Source organism: Kytococcus aerolatus, from assembly GCF_900187395.1.
GTDB lineage: Bacteria > Actinomycetota > Actinomycetes > Actinomycetales > Dermatophilaceae > Kytococcus > Kytococcus aerolatus.
Map to the genome: position 1 here is coordinate 1388011 of NZ_FYEZ01000001.1, position 19198 is coordinate 1407208.

Annotated in this window: 12 protein-coding genes; 2 read left to right on the forward strand and 10 right to left on the reverse strand. The window is 76.8% G+C overall.

The genetic code is table 11. The annotated features are described in order from the left end of the window. Positions 1-85: 85 nt before the first annotated feature. The 4 genes from CFT82_RS06515 to CFT82_RS06530 are packed head-to-tail and all read right to left on the reverse strand — an operon-like array spanning position 86 to position 5402. Positions 86-664, reverse strand: coding sequence for a hypothetical protein (locus CFT82_RS06515; protein ID WP_143469507.1), 579 nt, complete (start codon positions 662-664; stop codon positions 86-88). Continuing rightward, complete coding sequence (locus CFT82_RS06520; protein WP_234994298.1) at positions 657-1760, reverse strand: glycosyltransferase family protein; 1104 nt, start codon at positions 1758-1760, stop codon at positions 657-659. The genes CFT82_RS06515 and CFT82_RS06520 overlap by 8 nt, the downstream gene beginning before the upstream one ends. Then, complete coding sequence (locus CFT82_RS06525; RefSeq protein ID WP_088818165.1) at positions 1757-4906, reverse strand: glycosyltransferase; 3150 nt, start codon at positions 4904-4906, stop codon at positions 1757-1759. The genes CFT82_RS06520 and CFT82_RS06525 overlap by 4 nt, the downstream gene beginning before the upstream one ends. Then, positions 4896-5402 (reverse strand): hypothetical protein, encoded by a 507-nt coding sequence (locus tag CFT82_RS06530; protein WP_088818166.1) that lies wholly within the window; start codon positions 5400-5402, stop codon positions 4896-4898. Before CFT82_RS06530 ends, CFT82_RS06525 begins: the two co-directional genes overlap by 11 nt. A gap of 196 nt (positions 5403-5598) precedes the next feature. Here CFT82_RS06530 and CFT82_RS06535 point away from each other — a divergent pair, with 196 nt between their 5' ends. Beyond that, complete coding sequence (locus CFT82_RS06535) at positions 5599-7608, forward strand: glycosyltransferase family 2 protein (protein WP_143469509.1); 2010 nt, start codon at positions 5599-5601, stop codon at positions 7606-7608. A 13-nt stretch (positions 7609-7621) separates the two neighbouring features. Here CFT82_RS06535 and CFT82_RS06540 read toward each other — a convergent pair whose 3' ends face one another. The 3 genes from CFT82_RS06540 to CFT82_RS06550 are packed head-to-tail and all read right to left on the reverse strand — an operon-like array spanning position 7622 to position 12809. Beyond that, complete coding sequence (locus CFT82_RS06540; protein WP_088818168.1) at positions 7622-8617, reverse strand: SGNH hydrolase domain-containing protein; 996 nt, start codon at positions 8615-8617, stop codon at positions 7622-7624. Next, on the reverse strand, positions 8614-10494 hold the full coding sequence (locus CFT82_RS06545) for a glycosyltransferase (protein ID WP_088818169.1): 1881 nt from the start codon (positions 10492-10494) through the stop codon (positions 8614-8616). Before CFT82_RS06545 ends, CFT82_RS06540 begins: the two co-directional genes overlap by 4 nt. Next, positions 10491-12809 (reverse strand): acyltransferase family protein, encoded by a 2319-nt coding sequence (locus CFT82_RS06550; RefSeq protein WP_234994299.1) that lies wholly within the window; start codon positions 12807-12809, stop codon positions 10491-10493. Before CFT82_RS06550 ends, CFT82_RS06545 begins: the two co-directional genes overlap by 4 nt. Before the next feature lie 188 nt (positions 12810-12997). On the opposite strand from CFT82_RS06550, the gene CFT82_RS06555 reads away from it, so the two are divergent. Then, a complete protein-coding gene (locus CFT82_RS06555; protein WP_088818170.1) occupies positions 12998-13666 on the forward strand; it encodes an alpha/beta fold hydrolase in 669 nt (222 codons plus the stop codon). A 196-nt stretch (positions 13667-13862) separates the two neighbouring features. Here the strand turns inward: CFT82_RS06555 and CFT82_RS11885 are convergent, their stop codons facing one another. The 3 genes from CFT82_RS11885 to CFT82_RS06570 are packed head-to-tail and all read right to left on the reverse strand — an operon-like array spanning position 13863 to position 19197. Continuing rightward, positions 13863-15779 (reverse strand): galactosyltransferase-related protein, encoded by a 1917-nt coding sequence (locus tag CFT82_RS11885; RefSeq protein WP_200815052.1) that lies wholly within the window; start codon positions 15777-15779, stop codon positions 13863-13865. Beyond that, a complete protein-coding gene (locus tag CFT82_RS06565; protein ID WP_143469511.1) occupies positions 15776-17206 on the reverse strand; it encodes a galactosyltransferase-related protein in 1431 nt (476 codons plus the stop codon). Before CFT82_RS06565 ends, CFT82_RS11885 begins: the two co-directional genes overlap by 4 nt. Beyond that, positions 17203-19197 (reverse strand): WcbI family polysaccharide biosynthesis putative acetyltransferase, encoded by a 1995-nt coding sequence (locus tag CFT82_RS06570; protein ID WP_088818172.1) that lies wholly within the window; start codon positions 19195-19197, stop codon positions 17203-17205. Before CFT82_RS06570 ends, CFT82_RS06565 begins: the two co-directional genes overlap by 4 nt. Position 19198: the final 1 nt, after the last annotated feature.

The window sequence follows — 19198 nt, forward strand, 5'->3', positions numbered from 1 at the left end:
CGTCAGTCCACGATCAACCCTCCCATGCTACCCGCGTGGCGGCTCCCTCCGTCCCCGAACGGCCGGTGGGAGGGCGTGAGACCCCTCACCGACCACCGCGGGCCCGCCGGTGCCGGTCCGCCAGCACGCGGAGCGCCTCCAGCTGCTCGGGGGCCAGCCCGTCCGGGCCCGCCCGCCAGACCTGCTGGGCCCCGAAGCCGGTCACCAGGTCGGCGAGCCGCTGGCCGACCACCTCGGGCGTGGCCGCGTGCTCCGGGACGAGGTCGAAGGGGCAGCCGGTCTCCCGGGCCGCGGCGACCGCCGCCTCGCTGGCCAGGAGCACCGGCCGGAACCACGGCTGCTCGACCTGCTGCCGCGCCACCGCCACCAGGGCCTGCTCCTCGTGCGCTCCGAGGTGGTGCACCTCCACCCCGACGACGGGCCACAGCTCGGGGCCGGGGTCCTGCGGGTACCGGGCGGCGCGGGCCGCGACCGCGGCCTCCTGGGTGGTCAGCGGGTGCACCCGCTCCGGGGGGTCGGTGGCCGCCAGCCGACCCAGGACGTCCACGAGCGCGGGCCGCGCCCGGATCGCGCGCACGGCGGAGCGGAGCGCCCAGCGGACCGCCGGGTGCCGCCGGGCCCGCCACCGTCGGGGAGGTCGGGGAGTCGTCCGTCGCTCAGCCACCCCGCACCTCCCGGATCAGGTCGGCGATGGCCGCGGCCGCTGCGGGGGCCCCGTTGCCGGGGTCGGCAGCGATCGCGGCCCGGGCCATCCCCCCGCCCTCGGCCAGCAGGCGGTCCACGGCCGCGAGCACCCGGGGCGGGGAGACCTCCGGCAGGTCCACCGCCCACCCGCGGGCGGCGGCGAACCCGGTGCGGCGGGCTTGGTCGTCCAGGGCCGTGGCCGGGTTGGGGGCGAACGCGCTGGGCAGCCCGAGGCGGAGCGACTCGTGGAAGCTGTTGTACCCACCGGCCACCACGCCCAGGTCGAAGGCGGCCAGGCAGTGGGCCACCGGGAAGTCCTGCACCACGTGCACCCCGGGGGTGGAGACGGGGCGCCGGGAGATGGCGGCGTGGGTGACGCAGGGCACGATGCCCCGCTCCCGCAGCGCGGAGGCGGTCGCGCCCACCAGGCCGGTGGTGTCGTTGATGTTGCCGGCGCCCAGCGAGACCAGGGCGAGGCGACCCTCCGTCGGCAGGCCGAGCCGGGCGCGGGCGGTGGCCCGGTCCAGCAGGTCGGTGCGGTCCACCATCGTCACCGGGCCCACCCGCACCAGGTGCCGCCCGGAGTCCCGGGAGGTGGCGCCCACGTCGGCCGCGGCGGCCAGGTCGCCCGGCTCGACGACGCGGTCGAACCAGGCGGACCTGCGCACCTGGTCGGTGGCCAGGCCGGGGCGCCACATCCCGCGTCGGGACCACACCCAGCGCGTCTGCGGGTGGGCGTCGATGACCTCGTCGATCCCCCGGTAGGGGTGGGTCCCGTCGAAGACCACGACATCGGGCCGGACGCGGTCCAGGACGTCGCTGAGGCGCTGCACGAGGAAGGGGCGCCAGGCCGCCGGGCGGAGGCCCGTGGACCCCGTGCTCGGCAGGTACTCCACGTCGTACCCCAGGCGGCGGACCAGCGGGGCGGCGGTGGAGAGGGAGAGGAAGGAGGTCCGGACCCCCGGCAGGGCGCCCGGGAGGTGGCGGGCGTAGGCGAGCAGCCGGGCGAGGTGCCCCATCCCGGTGCCGTTGCTGGACATCATGAGCACCCGGGGCCCGGGGGCGCGGGGGGTCACCGGGTGCTCCCGGGGGGTGCGGGGGCGGCGGGCACGGTCACCGGGGCCGGGGCGGGATCGGCCAGCCGCCACACGAGCGCCTCGGTGGGGGCCGCCGGGGGCAGGGTGAGGTGCACCGCCCGCCCGGGGAGGGCCCGCCAGGTGGTGGCGGGGGGTACGAGGGCGACCAGCTCCCCGTCGCGGGCCAGGAGCAGGGCGCGGACCCCCGGGGTCCGGTGGGCCGCGGCGAGGGCCTCCTGCTCGTCCCGACCCGCCGCGAGGTGGTCGGCGTGGGCACCCAGGGCGGCCTGCACGGCACGGGGCCCGCCCACGGCGACCAGGGCGTCGGCCCGCTCGGCGTCGGCCGGCCGGCGCAGCGGCACGGTCGCACAGGTCAGGTCCCCGGTCAGCACGGTGGGCTCGAGGGGGCGGCCCGCCGCGCCGGTGGGTGCCACCCGCAGCTCGACCGGGGAGGGATCGACCGCGTCGTCCACGGCACCGGGGTCATCCGTGCCGGCCGGCGTCCGCGGGAGCAGGGAGCGCACCCGCTCGACGAAGGAGGCGTGGGAGTAGCGCTCCCGGACGACGGCCAGCTGGTGCTCCACCCGGGACCGGTGGAGCCCCGGGTCCGCCAGGAGCCGGCGGACGACGGCCGGCATCTCGTGCGGCTCGGCGTAGAGGAACAGGTCCCCGAAGGTCGGGCGGTGCTTGGGGGTGGCCACCACTGGGACCCCGTGGGCGGCCGCCTCCAGCAGGGTGCGCCCGAAGGCCTCGTGGGCCCCGGGGTGGTCGGCGTACACGAAGACGTCGAGCGTCGCGAGCAGCTCCTCGACCGGGAGGGCGTCCTGCGGGAGCACCGTCCACCGGGAGGAGGGGGCGGGGACGGGGCGTCCGTCCGCCCGGGCCCGGTCGGCCAGCCGGCGCACCTGCTTCTCGGCGCCCAGCATGACCACCTCCACCTCCGGCCCGTGGTCGTAGGCGGTGCGGAGCGTCTCGAGGTCGGCCGGGAACTTGATGCGGTCGTCGCGGGAGACGCGGCCCACGACCGGGGGGTCGCCGAGCGGTCGACCGGGGGAGCGGGCCGGGCCGGCGGGGAGCTCGACGAGCGCCGGGTCGTCCCACGGGGTGAGGGCGCTGGTCTCGGCGGCCAGCAGCCGGCGGATCACCGGCCCCTGCGGCGCCCAGAGCGGGTCCGTGCCGAAGAGCTCCCGGGCGTGGGTCTCGACCGTGGGCACCGTGTAGCGCTGGTCGGAGCCGTCGGCCTCGCAGGGGGCCTGGTTGGCCACGACCACCACCTGCCGGGGGCGCAGCGTGGCCGGGCTGCCGTCGGGGGCGACGGGGGCCAGCGGGGGGTGCTGGAGGATCGGCGGGTAGCGCAGGAGGAGCAGGTCGACCTCCACCGCGTCGTCGAGGTGGACCCGCGTCACCCGTCCGGCGTCGAGGAGCTCCTGGAGGGGGGCGCACAGCGGGTCGTCGACCCCGCGCATGAAGCGCAGGGCCTCCAGGTGGAGCACCCCCACCCGCAGCCCGGCGCCGAGCGCGGCGCGGATCTCCTCCAGCATCGAGCGCTGCGGACCGCCCCAGCGCCGCCAGTCCCCGGCCAGGACGAGGTCGAGCTGCGGCCGCGGCGCCCCCGGGACGGGCACCGCGGTGCGCCAGGCCAGCGGGGCGGGGGTGCGGCGCGGTCCGTCGGGGTCGAGCCAGGGGTCCTCCCCGGCCGCGATGCGGGCGTGCCGGGCGGCGTGGCCGTGCTGGTACTCGTGCCGCGCGCCGTGCCGCCAGCCGCGGGAGAAGTCCCCGGCCGAGAGGGAGTCCGCCCGGCGGCGCATGAGCACCAGGATGCGGGGGGACTGCTCCACCTCCCGCCCGGTGGCGGCCTCGAGGCGGCGGGCGTACTCGGTGTCGGCGCCCTTGCGGACCGGGTCGAAGAAGCCGATCCGGGAGACGCCCGGGACCATCGGCATCATGAGCGAGGGGGCGCAGGGAACGGCGCCGGGATACCCGGGGCGGGTGACGTGGAGCTCCTCGGTGACCCGCAGCGCTCGCTGCCGGGTGGCGATCGCCGGGCCCCGGTCCCGTCCCTCCAGGAGCGGGCGCACCCCGGTCTCCAGCAGGTCCGGGTGGGCCCAGTCGTCGCTGTCGAGGAAGGTCACGGCGTCCCCGGTGGCCTGGCGCAGGGCGGTGTTGCGGCAGCGGTAGGTGCCGCCGTGCACCGCCTTGCGGATCACCCGGATGCGCGCGTCGAGCTCGGCCACCGCCTCGAGCACGCCGGGCGTCGGGGCGGTCGAGGCGTCGTCCACCACGAGGAGCTCCCAGTTCTGCCAGGTCTGGGAGACCAGGGAGCGGGCCGCCACGAGCAGCTCGGGCCCGGGGTCGAGGGTGCTCATCACCACGGTGACGCGGTAGGGGTGGTCGACCGGCCCGACTCCCTCGCCGAGCAGCCGGTCGAAGGGGGTGCGCACCACCTGCTCGGGGTCGAGCCCGTGGCGCGCCAGGAACGCCGGGTCGAAGAGCTCCTCGGCGGCGGCGAGCCGCACCGTGCTCCCCCGTCCGGCCCCGAGCCGGCGGGTGAAGGCCTTCTCCCAGAGGGCCGCGTCCGCCGCGGGCAGCTCGGCCGCGCGGTGCGGGTTGCGCAGGTCGGTCCGGGTGCAGAGCGTCGCCTCCCAGGTGCCGCGATCGCGGCGCAGCACCTGCCGGGCCCGCCGGGCGTCCCCGGCGCTGGCACGGGTCACCAGGAGCTGTGCCCAGAGGTCGGCGGTCTCCTCGGTGGGGTGCTCGCCGCCGCTCAGGGCGTCGGCCAGGTCCAGCAGCCCGAGGGCTGCCGAGACGTCCGCCGGGGTGCCGGTCTGGAGGGCCACGACCCGGGCGTACTGGCAGAGCAGGGCCGGGTCGGGAGCGGTCAGGGAGGCGGCGTCCTCCGGGAGCGCTTCCTCCGCACGGTCGAGGCGGCGCCCGAGCTCCTCGAGCCGGGCCGGGGTGGTGCCCGGACCACCGGCGAGGAGGGCCAGCACCCGACGCCCGACCACGGACCGGGTGCGCAGGAGCGTGGCCACCAGGCGCTCGGGGTGCCGGCTGGCGTGGGCGGCGTGGTCGGCGTCGACCTGCGCGTCGGTGGTGCGGGGCGGGGGCGCGGATCCGGCCGGTCCGGGAGCCGGCTCAGTGGTCATCGCGGGCGCGGCGCAGGTCCTCGGCCGCCGACTCCAGGGCGCTCTGGGCGCGGTCGAGGCGGCCGACGTACTGGGCCTGGATGAGGCGGACCGCGCCGGTCAGCTCCGGCGCGGGAGTCGCTCCGCCGGTGCGCTCCGGGTGCCCCGCTGCCTCCTCCGGCGCGGGTGCGGACTCCTGCGTCCGGGCGCTCCCCGCGGCTGCTCCTGCGTCCGGTCCGCCCCGGTCCGTCGGCCGGTCCGTGGTCGCTCGACGGCTCGCCCAGACCGGGGTGGGGTCGACGGTCCGCACCGGCACGGTGCGCAGGAGCCCCTTCACCTTGGTGGGCAGGTAGCGGGCCCGGCGGTTGGTGTCCAGCGAGACCATGAGCTGGGCGGTGAGGAGCAGCCCGAGAGCACCCACGGTGAGCCCGGGCAGCTCGACCACGACCCCGAGCACGGCGGCCGCCACCAGGGCGAGGGCGCCCCCGAGGGCCAGCTGCATCTTCGTGGACTTCATGACTCCCGTTCCGGCACCGTGGTGCGAGCGTCGCGTGCGTGGTCACCGGTGGCGGGCCCCGGTGTTCCGGTGAGTATGGCAGTGGCACCGTACTATCGGTGGCGTTTCCTGCGGGTTCGCCCCGGCCGTGGAGCCTGGTGAGGACGCCGCGGGTCGTGCCCGAGCCCCGCCCGGTCCGAGTGGAAGGTCCTGTTCTGTGCCCAGCCCCGCCGCCTCCGGCCGCCGCTGGGCGCCTGCCTCGTGGACGGACCACGCCGTCGGGAGCGCACGCACCGTGGGTGGCCCGGCCCTCCACGCCTGGCTGGCCACGGTAGAGACGGAGCCGATCGCCCTGCTGACCACCGCCCTGCGCACCGAGGACGTGGTGCTCGAGGAGGCGATGGCCCGGGCGGCCACGCACGGGGCGATGTCGATGGACGAGCTGGCCCAGCACGTGGTGCGCGCGGCCACCCTCGCGGAGGTCCTCGCCCCGACCGCCGCCGGGCCCGCCTCGTCCCGCGTCCGGGAGCGGCAGCGCCGTCGCGAGGTCGGCCTCGTGGCCTGCGTGGCCGGCTACTGGTGCGCGCGCAGCGACCGGCCGGGATCCCCCGAGCGCGGTCTGCGTCTCCTGGAGGCGGTCCTCGAGGCCCACCACCCCCGCCTCGTCCCGCGCAAGATGCGTTCCATCCCGGTGCAGCAGGCGCTCCTCTCCGGCCGGGTCGACCTCGCCCGGGAGTGGGTGGACCTCCCCGGGGCCCGCCCGTCGATCGTCCACGGGGCGCGGGTGGACCTGGAGCACCTGGAGCCCGGGGACGCCTGGCTGGAGCGCTTCAACGAGCCCTTCACGAGCAGCGGGTGCACCCCCATCACGCTCACCGGGGTGGGGCCCACGCCCTTCGACCGGATGGAGGCCGCGACGCCCCGGCGGGTGGAGGAGGGCCCGCTGGTCAGCGTGATCATGCCCTGCTACCGGCCCGACGAGGGGCTGTTCACCTCGGTGCGCAGCATCCTGGCCCAGACCTGGCAGCCGCTGGAGGTCATCGTGCTCGACGACGCCTCCGGCCCCGGGTACGCCGGCCTCTTCGAGCGGGTGGCGGCGCTGGACGAGCGGATCCGCGTGGTGCACCTGGCGGAGAACGGGGGGTCCTACCTGGCGCGCAACCACGGCATCGCCCTCTGCCGGGGCGAGTTCGTCACCGTCCAGGACGCCGACGACTGGTCCCATCCGGAGCGGATCGAGCGCCACGTCCGCGACCTGCTGGAGCACCCCGAGGCCCCCGCGAACCGTTCCCGGGCGATGCGCGTGCGGGAGGACCTCACCCACCAGTGGCTGGGCTACCCGCCGCACCGTCTCAACGCCTCCAGCCTGATGGTCCGCCGGGAGGTGTTCGACACCGCCGGCCTCTTCCAGGCTGTCCGCAAGGGGGCCGACTCGGAGTACCACTTCCGGCTCAACGCGCTGGGCACCCCGGTCCGGGAGGTGCGGGCCCACGTGGCCGTCATCCGGCTCTCGGCGGGGAGCCTCTCCCGGGGCGACTTCCGGTGGCACCGCAACAACCCCGACCGGCTGCTCTACCGCGCCGTCTACGCCGCCTGGCACCGCGCGCTCGTGCGGGAGGCCGGGGGCGAGGGGGAGCCGGCCCTGCGGCGGGCGGCCGTCTCCGGCATCGAGGACCCGAGGACCCCGCCCTTCCCGGTGCCGCGCGCGTGGAACCGGGACCTGCCCAGCGCCCGGGGCCGGCACCCGGGCGCCGACGAGGTGGTCACCCACCCGTGGGTGCTGCGGGGGGACTTCAGCCAGCCCCGCCGGGCCGACCAGGTCCGGGAGCTGCTGGCCGCCGGGATCCGCCCGGTGCTCTGGCACCAGGAGGCGGCCCTGCCCCTCACCGAGAAGCGGCAGGAGGTCAGCGAGGTGGTGGCCGACCTCGTCGTGGCCGAGCAGCTCCCCTACATCTCCTCCCACGAGCCGACCCGGGCCGAGAACCTCGTGGTCCTGGACGCGGGGGTGGCCTCCCGGGAGGTCGGGGTGGTGCGGGCCGACGCGGTGTGGGTCGACGCCGACCGGCTGCTGGAGGACCCGGACCCGACCTTCCCCACGGATCTCACGGCGGTGCCGGCGCAGCTGGGCGCTGCGCTGGGGGTCGAGCCACGGTGGGTGACCCGGCACCGTCCGGGGGAGTGCGCGGTCGAGGGAGCGGTGCCGGTGCCCTGGGGCGCACCGTCCTGACCCGGGGCCGGGCTCAGCCCGGGGCGAGGGCGGCGTCGAGGCGCTCGCCGAGGACCGGGGCGACGTGCTCCACCCAGGTGGCCGTCACGTGCGAGCCCTTGCGATAGGTGAGGATCCCGTCGTCGACGACCCGGCAGGTCCCGTCGGGGCACAGCTCGTCCCCGAGGTCGACGAGGGTGGCGCCCGCCAACCGGTCCACCACCTCCTGCAGGGCCGGGGTGCCCAGCCCGGGTGCGGCGGGGAAGTCGCAGGCCGAGGGGTCGTCCCGGTGCGCGGCGACGCACTCGGGGACCTGCTCCCCGGGCTGCGGGGTGTCGGCGAGGGCGACGACCCGGGTGCCGGCGTCGACGAGCGGGCGGAGGTTCTCCAGGTAGCCGTCCACGAGGGCCGCCTGCGTGGCCCCGGAGGACTCCCCGCCGGGGCGGGAGGTGCTCGGCAGGGCGGTGCTGCGCAGGCCGGACAGCACGAGCACGTCCGGCGGGTCGGACCGCAGCCTGCGAGCGACCTCCCGGTTCCACTCCCGGCAGGAGGTGTACTCCCTCCCGTCCGCCTGCTGGAGGGCGGCGGAGAAGCTGCAGGCGGACTTCGTGTGCGAGACGACGCGGTACCCGCGCTCCCGGGCCCAGCGGTCCACGGCGGGGCTCCACTGCAGGGCCTTGGAGTCGCCGACGAGGGCCACGGTGGTGGAGCCCGCGGGGTCGCCCAGGGTGCACTCGACCGGGGTTGCGGAGTCCTGGTCCACCTGGCAGCCCTCGTCGTAGGTGCGGGGCACGTCGCCGGCCGCGTCCTCCGGGGCGGGGGTGAGGGAGGCCGCGGCCGAGGGTCGCGTGGCCGCGGAGGACGACCGGGCGGTGGCGCTCGTGCGCGACGGCGTGGCCGCGGAGGACGATGGGGCGGCGGAGCCGGTGCTCGTGGCGGTTCCCTCCTGCGGGGCCGGGGTCCCGCAGCCGGCGAGCGCGGCCAGAAGGAGCACGGGGAGCGCGGGGAGCACGGGGAGCAGCCGCCTCATCCCTCCTCCCCGGCGCTCTCCCGACCGAGGGCCACCGCGGCGATGCGGGTGGCGCTGGCGACCGGCGGGAAGGCCTCCCGCACCTGCTGGCGGGCCCGGCTCGCCGCCTCCAGCCGAGCGGCGGGATCGGCGAGGGAGCGGATCCGGGCCACCGCCTCCTCCTGCGTCGTGACCACCCAGTCGGCGGGGAGCACCTCCCGGGCGCCGCCGTAGCGGGCGAAGACGGGCCAGTCGCGCACCACCGGTACGCACCCGGAGGCGGCGCCCTCCACGACCCCGAGGTGGAAGGACTCGCGGCGACTGGTGCTCAGGACGAAGCCGCAGTCCCCCAGGTGGGCGGCCACGTCGTCGGTGTGCCCGACCCGCTCCACCGCCCCCGCGAGCGCCGGGTCCTCCAGCAGCTCGAGCACGGCCCGCTCGTAGTCCTGCTGCTCGCCGGCCCCCTCGATGTCCTCGCCGATGAGGCGCAGGGTCCACCGGGGGTCCTCGCGGCGCAGCTCCCGGAGCAGCTCCAGCGCCCACAGCGGGTCCTTGACCCGGCGCCCCCACTTGACCATGACCAGTCGTCGGTCGGCCGCGGGCTCGCGCTCCAGCGGGAGTGCGCTCCAGCGGTCGGCGAGCCAGTGCCCGACGACGTGGACCGGTGGCAGGTCCTCGCGCTCCCCGAGGGCCGCCCACGCGGTGCGGGCCACCGGGGCCCCGACGGCCACGACGGCGTCGACCGCCGCCCAGCGCACCAGGTGCAGCCAGGGGTCGAGCGTGTCGAGGCTGTGGAGGCGCAGCACGAGGCGCTGGTCGGGGCGCACCAGGTGGCTGGCCCAGACGGCGGGCAGGTCGGCCCACTCGGCCCAGACCACGTCCGCCGCGGCCAGGCGCTCCACCACCTCGGCGGGCAGGCCGTGCTCCCCGCGCTCCACGAGCGCCTCCACGGCGGCGAGGTTCTCCGGCCGAGGCAGGCGGCGGGCGAGGGTGGGGTGGGTCTCGGCGAGGTCCAGCAGGTCGACCGTGCAGCCGGCGGCCTCCAGGGCGCGGACGACCGGCTGCTCGAAGCGCCCGTAGGTGCCCGGCAGGAGAACGACGTGGGGGTGCTCGACGGTCGGCCGGGCGGCCGGCTCGCGGGTGCCCGGGGCGGTGAGGCGCTGCCAGGTGGGGGTGGAGCGCAGCGGGGCCAGCCAGGCCGCGGGGTCCTCCACGAGCGGGGAGGAGGTCCGGTCGGCGTGGAGCCCGCGGGAGAAGGTGGCCGCCACCAGGTGGCACCAGGCCGGGTCGGCCGGCCCGTCGTGCCCGGTGTGGTGCCAGCTGGTGGCGGTGTCGCGGAGGAGCTCCTGCAGGGTCGCGTCGTCGCGCGGCCACCGCCCGGCCCCGGCCAGGCCCGCGGCGGCCCGGACCCGGGCCACCGCGGGGACCGCCTCGGGGGCCTCCTCGGCGAGGGCGATCACCTGGCGCTGCAGGAGGCCGGACCGGGGTGCGGCGAGCGCGGCGGCCAGCAGCGCGTGCACCTCCTCCAGCCCCTGCCCGCGGGTGGGGCGGACGGTCAGCGCCGTCGGGACGAGCCGGGCCAGCACGGGGTCGCCGTGCAGGGCCTCCTCCCACCCGGTGAGGGGTTCCGCGGGCCGGTGGAGCCCGCGCAGCAGCCAGCGGGCGTCCCCGAACCGGGCGACGGGGTGGTGCACCTGCACGCCCTTCGGGGCCGTCACCCAGGGCTCGTCCGGGGCGGCGAGGGTCACCGGGTGTCCGACGGCCACCAGGGCCTGCAGCCGGCGCCGGGAGGCCCGCAGCGTCGCCCTGTCGTCGGCGATCCACAGCACCGGGCGGGGGGTGGTGGTCGCCGACGGGTCGGGCGCCGACGGGCGGGGTGCCACGGAGGCCGGGCTCACGGCGCCTCCTCCAGCGCCGCCTCGAGGCGGGCGGTGAAGATCGGCTCGACGGTCTCCACGAAGGTGTTCGTGAGGTGGCTGCCCTGCCGGTAGGTGAGGACGTCACCGATCACCGCGCGGCAGCGGTCCTCCGGGCAGATGAAGTCGTTGAGGGTGAGGAAGCGGGTGCCGGGGACGGCCTCCACCGAGGCCTTGAGCACGTCGGTGCCGCGGGCCCGGTCGGCCTCCCAGTCGCACTCGTCCACGGAGTCGAGCTGCTCGGCCACGCACTCGTAGACCGGGTCGCCCGTCGGGCCGGGGGTGTCGTCCACCACCACGACCTTCGTGCCGGCCTCCACGAGTGGCTCCCAGTTGTTCCGGTAGCCACGGATCATCTTCTCGGTCCCGTCGGAGCCGGTGCCGGGCATGAGCGAGCTGGTGACGAGCACGTCGGGCTGCAGGCGCTCGATGCGGCGGCTCACCTTCTGCCCCCAGCTGTGGCACTCGGCCCAGCGCTCGTCGTCCTCGGCCTGGAGCACGTCGTTCCACGGGCAGGCCGACTTCAGGTAAGTGACCACCCGGTGGTCGTTCGCGGCCGCCCAGCGGTCGATGAGGGGCATCCACTGGTCGATCTTCGAGTCCCCGGTCACCACCATCGTGCGCTTCCCGTCGGGGTCGCCGAACTCGCACTCCCGGAGCTTCTCGCCGTTCACCGGCATGATGCACCCGGGCTCCTTGGTGAGCGGCAGGTCCGTGGTGGCCTCGGTCGGGGACGGGGTGAGGGTCTGCGGGGCCCGGGGCAGGGCCTCCTCGGTGAGCACCGGCTGCACGTCCGCGGTGATCTCGTCCAGCGGCAGGTCGGCGGGCAGGAGGGCGGCGGCGCCGTAGCGGGGCTCGGGGGGCGCGCTCGAGGACTCCTCGCCCGGGCCCGCGGCGGAGTCCGTGCCACCGGCCGGGCTCGCCTCGTCCTCCTCGGCCGGGCTGTCGCTCGGGCCCCCGGCAGTCCCTGCGCTCTCGCCACCCGGGGACGGGCTGCCCGGGCTCTCCGCGCCGGGGCCGGTCACCTGGGCGGTCGGCACGTGGGGCACCGCGCGCCACAGCATCCCCGCGCTCCCCAGCCCGATCACGGCGAGCGCCGCCGCCATGCCCAGGGAGCGCCCGGTGGGTCGGAGGCGGGGGCTGAAGCGCAGCGGGTTCTCCACCAGGTGGTGACCGGCCCAGGCCAGGGGGAAGGCGGCGAGGACGGCGGCACAGGTGGCCCACAGGGGGGCGCGCTCGTCGAAGATCCCCTGGTCGGTGAAGACGACGAGCGGCCAGTGCCACAGATAGAGCGAGTAGGACAGCCCGCCGACCCACACCATCGGGGCGCTGCCCAGGAGGGTGCTGACGGGGCCGCGTGCCCGGACCCCGCCGACCAGGGCCGCCGCGGTGGCCAGGGTGGGGGCGGCCGCGGCGATGCCCGGCCACGGGGTGGAGGGGCCGACCAGCACGAAGCTGGCCGCCAGCCCGGCCAGGCCCAGGACGACCAGGGCGGTGGCGGACCGGGGCGAGAGGCGCTCCCAGAGACGCCCGGCGCAGGCCACCAGGCCGCCGATGGCGAGCTCCCAGAGCCGGGTGGTGGTCACGAAGTAGGCCGGTTCCGGGGCGTCGGCCGTGTGGACCACCGACCAGACCAGCGAGGGCACCGCGATGAGCAGCAGGCCCACCGTGGCCACCGGCAGCAGCGGCAGCCGGGTGCGGCGGACCACCAGCGCCACGACGAGCAGCAGCAGCGGCCAGACGACGTAGAACTGCTCCTCGACGGCCAGCGACCAGTAGTGCTGCACCGGGGAGGCCACCGAGTCCTCCGCGAGGTAGTCCGTGGTGCGGCCGGCCAGGCGCCAGTTCACGAGGTAGACCGCGGAGGCGGCGATGTCGCCGGCGATCTCCTTGAAGCGGGTGACCGGGAGCAGCAGCCACGAGCCGAGGGCCGTCACCAGGAGCACGAGGGTGGCCGCGGGGAGGAGGCGGCGGGCACGGCGGGCGTAGAAGGTGGGCAGGGAGACCGTGCCGGTGGTGGCGATCTCCTTGAGCAGGTGGCTGGTGATGAGGAAGCCCGACAGGACGAAGAAGACGTCCACGCCGGTGAATCCCCCGGTGATGCCGGGCAGGCCCGCGTGGTAGGCCATCACCGAGAGGACGGCGAGGGCGCGCAGCCCCTCGATGTCGGGGCGGAAGCCGCCCCGCGCCGAGGGTGGCCGGCTGTCGGCCGGGGCGGGCTGGTCCTGCCCGGCGGTCGGCCCGAGCTGGAGTCGGGTCGAGCCGCTCGCGGAGGGAGGCGGGGCGACAGCACTCACGGTGGGCGGGATCCTCGTCGGCGGGGGCTGGGCTGGGGCAGGGGACAGGTGGTGGGACAGGGACCGCGTCGGGCGGTGGGGCCCCACGATAGTCGGCGCCGTGCGGGGGGAGTCCCCCATCCGGGTGGGAGGCGCCCGGCGCGGGTGAGTCGGGGTGGGAGGTGCGTCGGCCGTGGGACCATGCCTGCATGGATCCTCACTCTCAGAGCGCTGCCCGCCGACGGTCCGGGCGGTCCGAGGGGCACCTGGTCCTGCTTCACGGCTTGGGGCAGGGTCCTGACGCGTGGGATGACCTGCGGGCGGTCGCCCCTCCCGGGTGGATCCTGCATGCTCCACGTCTGGTGGGGACGGACCCCACGACACCTGAGGCGTACTTCACCTGGGCTGCAGCATCGGCGCAGCTGACGGAGCTGGTGGGATCGCTGGCCGGGCCGGTGCGGGTCCTGGGCCTGTCCCTCGGGGCGATGGTGGCGCTGCACGCTGCGGGAAGCGGCGCGCTCGCTGCTGAACGGCTCGTGCTGTGTGCGCCGCAGGTGCGTCCGTCACGGGTCCTGATGGGGATCCAGCAGCGGGTGCTGGCGCGGATGCCGGAGGAGCGGTTCGTGGATGCTCCCATCACGAGGGACCAGTTCTTCGCCGCTCTGGAAGCCGTCCAAGGGGCTGATCTGCGGGAGGCGGCCAAGGCCGTGCGGATCCCCACCGTGGTGGTCTGTGGCTCGCGCGACGTGGTGAACACGCCTGCCGCACGGGCCACTCGTCGCCTCGTACCGGAGGCCTCGTTCCTCCGTGTCCCCGGCGGCCACGAGCTGAACCGACAGCAGCCGAGGGCGCTCGCCGAGCTGGCCTGCCGCGACTGAAGCGCGATCTGGTGAAGGGCCCCGCCCTCCCGTGGGCAAAGGTCACCTCGTGCCCACGAACATCACCGGTTCTGGTGAGCTTCCTGCGCATCAGGTGATCTTCGTCCGGCGTGGCCTCGGCGTGGGTGGCGGAGGAGGCGTGGGTGGTTTCGGCGTGGCCACGCGGCGTGCACGGTGCGGCGGGGCGACGGTGACCTCAGGCGGGCTCCACCAGCTCCCAGCCGCCGGCGTCGTCCCGCCGCACCAGACCGCGCTCCGCGAACTGCTCCAGCCAGCCCTCCATCGGCCACCAGCCCCAGCGCTCGGCGAAGACGCGCCCGTTGCGGACCACGTCGGCCACGTGCTGCAGCGGCGGGGAGTGGCTCTCGTGCCACTGGTGGTGCGCGTCGGCACCACCCAGCCACCAGAGCCTCCCCCCGGCGGCGCGGAGGCGCTGGGCCAGGTCGGTGTCCTCGCCGCCATAGCCCACGTAGGCCTCGTCGAAGCCGCCGAGGGCGCGGAAGTCCGCCGGGGTGAGGGCGAAGCTCAGCGACCAGAAGCGGTTCACGTCCGGCTCGGCCACGGCCACTCGCGGCCGCGGGGCGGGGCGGCCCGGGCTGCGCTCGGAGAGGCCGCGCAGGGCGGCCAGGTCCTCCACCGGGTAGGCGGCCTCGGCCACCTCGCGCAGGCGCCCGGTCGTCCCGCACCACAGGTGGGGGCCGGGCCCCTTCACCGCGACGGTGTCCGGATCGACCACGGCGTTCGCGTAGCCCTCGACGAGCCCGGGCTCGGGGATGCAGTCGACGTCGAGGAAGACGAGCACCTCCGCGCCCGCCTCCTCGGCGGTCGATGCGGCGAGGTTCCGCGCCCGCGCGAGCGGCAGGTGGCCCTCGATGCGGGGGCAGTCCACGACGATCGTGCGCGTGGCCGGCAGCGGGTTCGCCTCCAGCAGCGGGCCGATGGCGTCGTCCCCCATCGAGACGACGACGTGCAGCTCCGGCGGCGTGGTCTGGGCGGCCAGGCCCCGGCGCTGGTTGAGCAGGTGCTCGTGCCGCCCGGCCACGATGGTGAGCGCGGCCGTGCGCGGGTCGGAGGCCTCGGCCTCGCGGGCCTCCTCGATGCCCTGACGGGTCGGTGCCACGGCGCCGCGCAGCATCGCGAGCACGGCCCCGGCGGCCTCGGGCGCGCCGCCGGCGAGCCAGCGGCTCCAGCGGCCGGCGCGAGCACGGGCGGTCTCCAGCAGCGGACCCCAGGCGGCCTCGTCGGGCCAGCCGGGCGCCGCGGCCGCGACCTCCAGCCGCCCCACGGCCTCGGCGGTCGCCACCTGCTCGGCGTGCGGCCGCTCCTGACCGAGCACCACCGCGGGCGTCCCGGCGGTCGCCACGTCGGCCACGGCGCCCTGCCCGGCGTGGGTTACGACGACCCCGGCCCGGTGCAGCTCGCGCCACAGGTCCACGAGCGGCAGGTCGGTCGCCACTGTCCACTCGATGCCGGGCGTCGCGCGCCGCAGCCCGTCCAGCTGCGTCTCGGTCGCCGCATTGCCGCCGGAGCCCCAGAGCACGAGCCCACGGGCCTCGTCGCGCTCGACCTCGGGGCGGGGCCAGCCCGCGAAGCGCGAGATGCCGCCCAGGTGGTGGGTGCGTGCGGCGAGCGGGTCGTGGCTCGTCGGGTGGGCGGGGTGCGCGTCCTCGGGCCAGCAGGCCAGCATCGCGCCGGCCATGCTGTGGGCGAGGGCGTGCGCGGCGTCCTCCCGCTCTCCCGGCATCGCGACGACGGCCACCGGCATCCCGAGCAGCCGCACCAGCGCGGTCACCTCGACGGACACGTCGACGATGACGACGGTCGGGCTCGCGGTCGAGACCCAGGCGGCGATGCGGTCCATCCGCGCCGAGTACCCCGTGGCGTCCAGCGGGGCCCAGTGCAGGGCGCCGCCGGCCGTGGCCTGCTGGGCCGCGGCGTCGACCACGCCCTCGGTGTCGTCGTCGAGCAGCAGCCAGTCGCCAGGCCAGTCGGCGGGCGCCGGCAGCGAGGACAGGCCGACGATCTGCTCACCGCGGTCGGCGAGGGCGCGGGCGATGGCGGTGGCCCGCGCCGCGTGCCCCCCGCCGTGGTGGTGGACGTAGTAGCCGATCATGCGAGCCTCCCGCGGGTGTGCTCGGCGACGACGTCGGCGGGCACGTGGGTGGTGAGTTCGGTGGGCAGGGGGGCCCAGGCGGCGTCGCCGGCGAGGGCCAGCCAGCGCGCGTGGGCGATGAGGGGGAGCGCCGCGTCGGGTTCGGTGGCAATCCGGGCCTCCGGGTCCGCCGCCAGCGGCTCCGCCGTGGGCACGCCACGGGGGCCGGTGAGGCGGGGCAGCAGCGCGTCGAGCAGGGGGTTGGTCAAGTGCGCGTCGTCGGTCCGGTGCGCGTCGTCGGTGAGGTGCGCCGGAGCCGTGAGCCGAACCCGCCAGCGGCAGCGGGCGGTCACCTCCGCGGAGGGCTCGCCGGAGCGCACGCGGGGGTCCTCGGCGAACGCGGCGAGCACCGCATCGTCGGTGTTGCGGCACCAGAGGCCGACGTCCGCACCGCGCAGCCACTCGCCGAGCACGACGAGCGCCTGCCCGAGCGTCCAGCCGGCGAGGTCGGCCTCGACGACGACGTCGGGGATCGCGCGCACCGGCCCGCGCCCACGCACGAGCGGGTGGGTGAGGCGGGTCGAGAGGTGGGCGGTCTCGGCGTTCTTCACCGCGGCGAGGTCCTCGGCGCGGCCGGCGATCTCCGGGCCGTCGTGCCAGGCCACCGCATCGGGCACGTGGCGCAGCTCGGCGCCGGCGAGCCAGCAGCGCTGCGCGAGCTCCCAGTCCTCGCCGCCGTAGCCGACGAAGCCGGTGTCGAAGCCACCCACGCGGCGGTAGAGCTCGGCCGGCAGCGCGCAGACGGCGGAGATGACGTAGCGGAACGAGGCGTCGTCGGCTGCGCGCAGGTCGTCGGTGTGGCGGTAGCCGTCGGCGAGCCACTGCGGGGCGGGGAGCTCCTCGGGACCGGGGCGCTCGCCGCGCAGCCAGGCAGCGAGGTCCCCAGCCGACCAGCCGGTCGGGTCGTGGTGGAGGCGCCGACCCACGGCGAGGGTCGGGGCGGCGCTCCCCTCGGCTTGCCCAGCGTCGCGGCGGTCCACGGCATCCAGTCCCCGTGCCGCGGCCTCGAGCTGCTCCAGCGTGCCCGGCACGGGCAGCATGTCCGCATCGAGCATCACGAGCACCTCCCCGGTGGCCGCGCTCGCGGCGAGGTGCCGCGCGGCGGCAGCGCGGAAGCCCTGGTCCTCCTGGGTGAGCACGCGGGTCGCGATGCCGGCCGGCGTGCGGTCGGGCAGCGCGGGCGCCTCGGGTGAGCCGTCGTCGCCGACGACGAGCTCCACGTCGTCGGGGCCGAGCGGGGCCAGACCCAGCGCGACGAGACCGGCCTCCTCCAGCATCGCGGCCCGCCCCGGGTGTGTCACGGCGACGTCCAGCGCCGCGACGATGCGGTCGAGCCGCGAGTCCTCGGGCCGGCGGGCGAAGTGCGGGACGAGGACGGAGACCCTCATCGCAGGGTCCCGAGCAGCGTGGCCGCCTCGGCCCAGGTGGGCCACAGGACGTCCGGGTCGGCGAGGCGCGTGAGGGCGGGGTCGTCGAGCCCCGCGCGGATCGCCTCGCCGAGCCCCGCCTCGTCCTCCACGAGCGTGAGCGCGCCGGGCATCCGCAGGTGCTGCTCGACCATGTAGTCCGAGGTGGCCACGACCGGCCGGCGCCCGGCGGCGATCCAGCTGTTCACCGAGCCGGAGGCCGAGACGTGGCGGTGGAAGGCCACGGGCACGTCCACCGCGCGTGAGGCGGCGAGGAGCTCGTCGTCCTCGAGCCAGCCGGTGGCGTGGAAGCGCGTGCCGACTGCCGCGGCCCGCTCGGCGAGCTGCTCGAGCAGGTCCTCGTGGCCGGGGGCGGCGCCGCCGAGGTTCACGACGCCGATTTCGGGCAGCCCGAGGGCACCCACCGTGTCGACGACCTCCTCCATCCCCTTCCCGGGGTAGGCGAAGCCGAGGGTGGACACCCAGCGGCCGGGCGGGAGGAGATCCTGCGTGGGGGCTTCGGCGGGCGCCGCACCGCCCTCGGGCTCCTCCGCCGGCTTCTCGATGGGGAGCGGCACCACACCCACTCCATTCGGCTCCACCCCGAGGGCGATGGCGAGGCGACGCTCGTGCTCGCTGCTCACCACGATGCGGTCGGCGGCGTCGCAGACCCGGCGGTAGGCCGCGGCGCGGCGCTCCATCCCGGCGCCGTCGCTCGGCTGTGGGAGGTCGTGGAGCACCACCTGGACGCCGGCCGCCGGGGCGACGAGGCGCTCGAAGGCGTCGGCGGAGCTGGCCGGGTCGGGACCGAACGCGCGGTCGGTGAAGTGGACGACGACGACGCGGCCGCGCAGCCGCTCGGCGAGCTCCGGCATCGAGGCGGGGCCCGTGGACGCCGCGAGGGTCTGCGGGGCGTCCTCCACGCGCACGATCTCCTGCCCGCCGGCCTCGGCCAGGCGGGTGGCGTGGCGGGTCACGCCGTGGCGCTCCGGACCCACGACGAGGTGCAGGGTCTCGAGCGGGGCGCCGAGCGACCCGTCCCCGAGCGCCGCCCCGTCCCGCATCGGCATGCTGAGCAGCGACCCACCGGTGGCGAGGTCGTCGCGGCAGGCGGTGAGGCACGCGGCGAGGATCCGCGGGCGCGTGCGCAGCCAGGCCGCCTGCTCGGTGAGCACCTGCTCGTCGGCGAGCGGCTCGCCGCCCACGGTCCAGTCCACCCTCGGCTCGCCCTCGAGCCCGAGCGCCGCCAGGGTGCTCGGCAGCACCGGCGCGTAGATGGAGCGCAGCAGCTCGCGGCCCGGGTCCTCGACGGTGCCCGGCAAGCCGAGCTCGTCGGCGATCCGCTGCGCGAGCCCGATGAGGACCGGGTTGCCCGGGTGGTTGATGGTGTTCGTCACGCGGGTCCCGGCGGCACGCTGCAGGTCGTCCACCCGCACGGACCCCGCGGCCTCGGTACGGCGCAGCTGCTCGGCGAAGGACTCCTCCGCGATGGCGCGCACGGCGTCCGCGTCGAGGACGGGCTGGGGCATCCCCGCGGCCCGGGCGATGGCGCGCGTGTCCTGGTAGGGCACGACGGGCGGGTCGACGATGCCCGCGCCGCGCACCAGCCGCTGGTAGGGGTGCAGGCCGCGGTGGCGGATGACGGGGAAGCGCACCACGCGTGCGCCCGGGGCGAGGCGGGGGGCGACCTCGTCGGTGCCGACGGGGTGGCCGCGGTAGCCGTCGCGGATGGGCTGGCTCACCAGCATCGTGGTGCGGGCCAGCAGCGCGTCGAGGTGGGGCAGGTCCTCGGCCTCCAGCTCGTGCACCGGCGGGATGCGCACGGTGAACGGCGAGTCCGGCAGGGCGGAGAGGAGCACGCGGAGGGACTCGGCCTGGCAGTTGCCGTGCACGATGCCGATCGGCCCGTCGGGGAGCGGGTCGACCCCGTAGAAGTGGCCGTAGTGGCGGCGGCGACCCTCGTCGTCGGTCATG

Coding starts and splice junctions, on each gene's coding strand:
- CFT82_RS06530 (WP_088818166.1), bottom strand. CDS start 5,402: ATGAAGTCCACGAAGATGCAGCTGGCCCTCGGGGGCGCCCTCGCCCTG.
- CFT82_RS06540 (WP_088818168.1), bottom strand. CDS start 8,617: ATGAGGCGGCTGCTCCCCGTGCTCCCCGCGCTCCCCGTGCTCCTTCTG.
- CFT82_RS06525 (WP_088818165.1), bottom strand. CDS start 4,906: ATGACCACTGAGCCGGCTCCCGGACCGGCCGGATCCGCGCCCCCGCCC.
- CFT82_RS06565 (WP_143469511.1), bottom strand. CDS start 17,206: ATGAGGGTCTCCGTCCTCGTCCCGCACTTCGCCCGCCGGCCCGAGGAC.
- CFT82_RS06555 (WP_088818170.1), top strand. CDS start 12,998: ATGGATCCTCACTCTCAGAGCGCTGCCCGCCGACGGTCCGGGCGGTCC.
- CFT82_RS11885 (WP_200815052.1), bottom strand. CDS start 15,779: ATGATCGGCTACTACGTCCACCACCACGGCGGGGGGCACGCGGCGCGG.
- CFT82_RS06570 (WP_088818172.1), bottom strand. CDS start 19,197: ATGACCGACGACGAGGGTCGCCGCCGCCACTACGGCCACTTCTACGGG.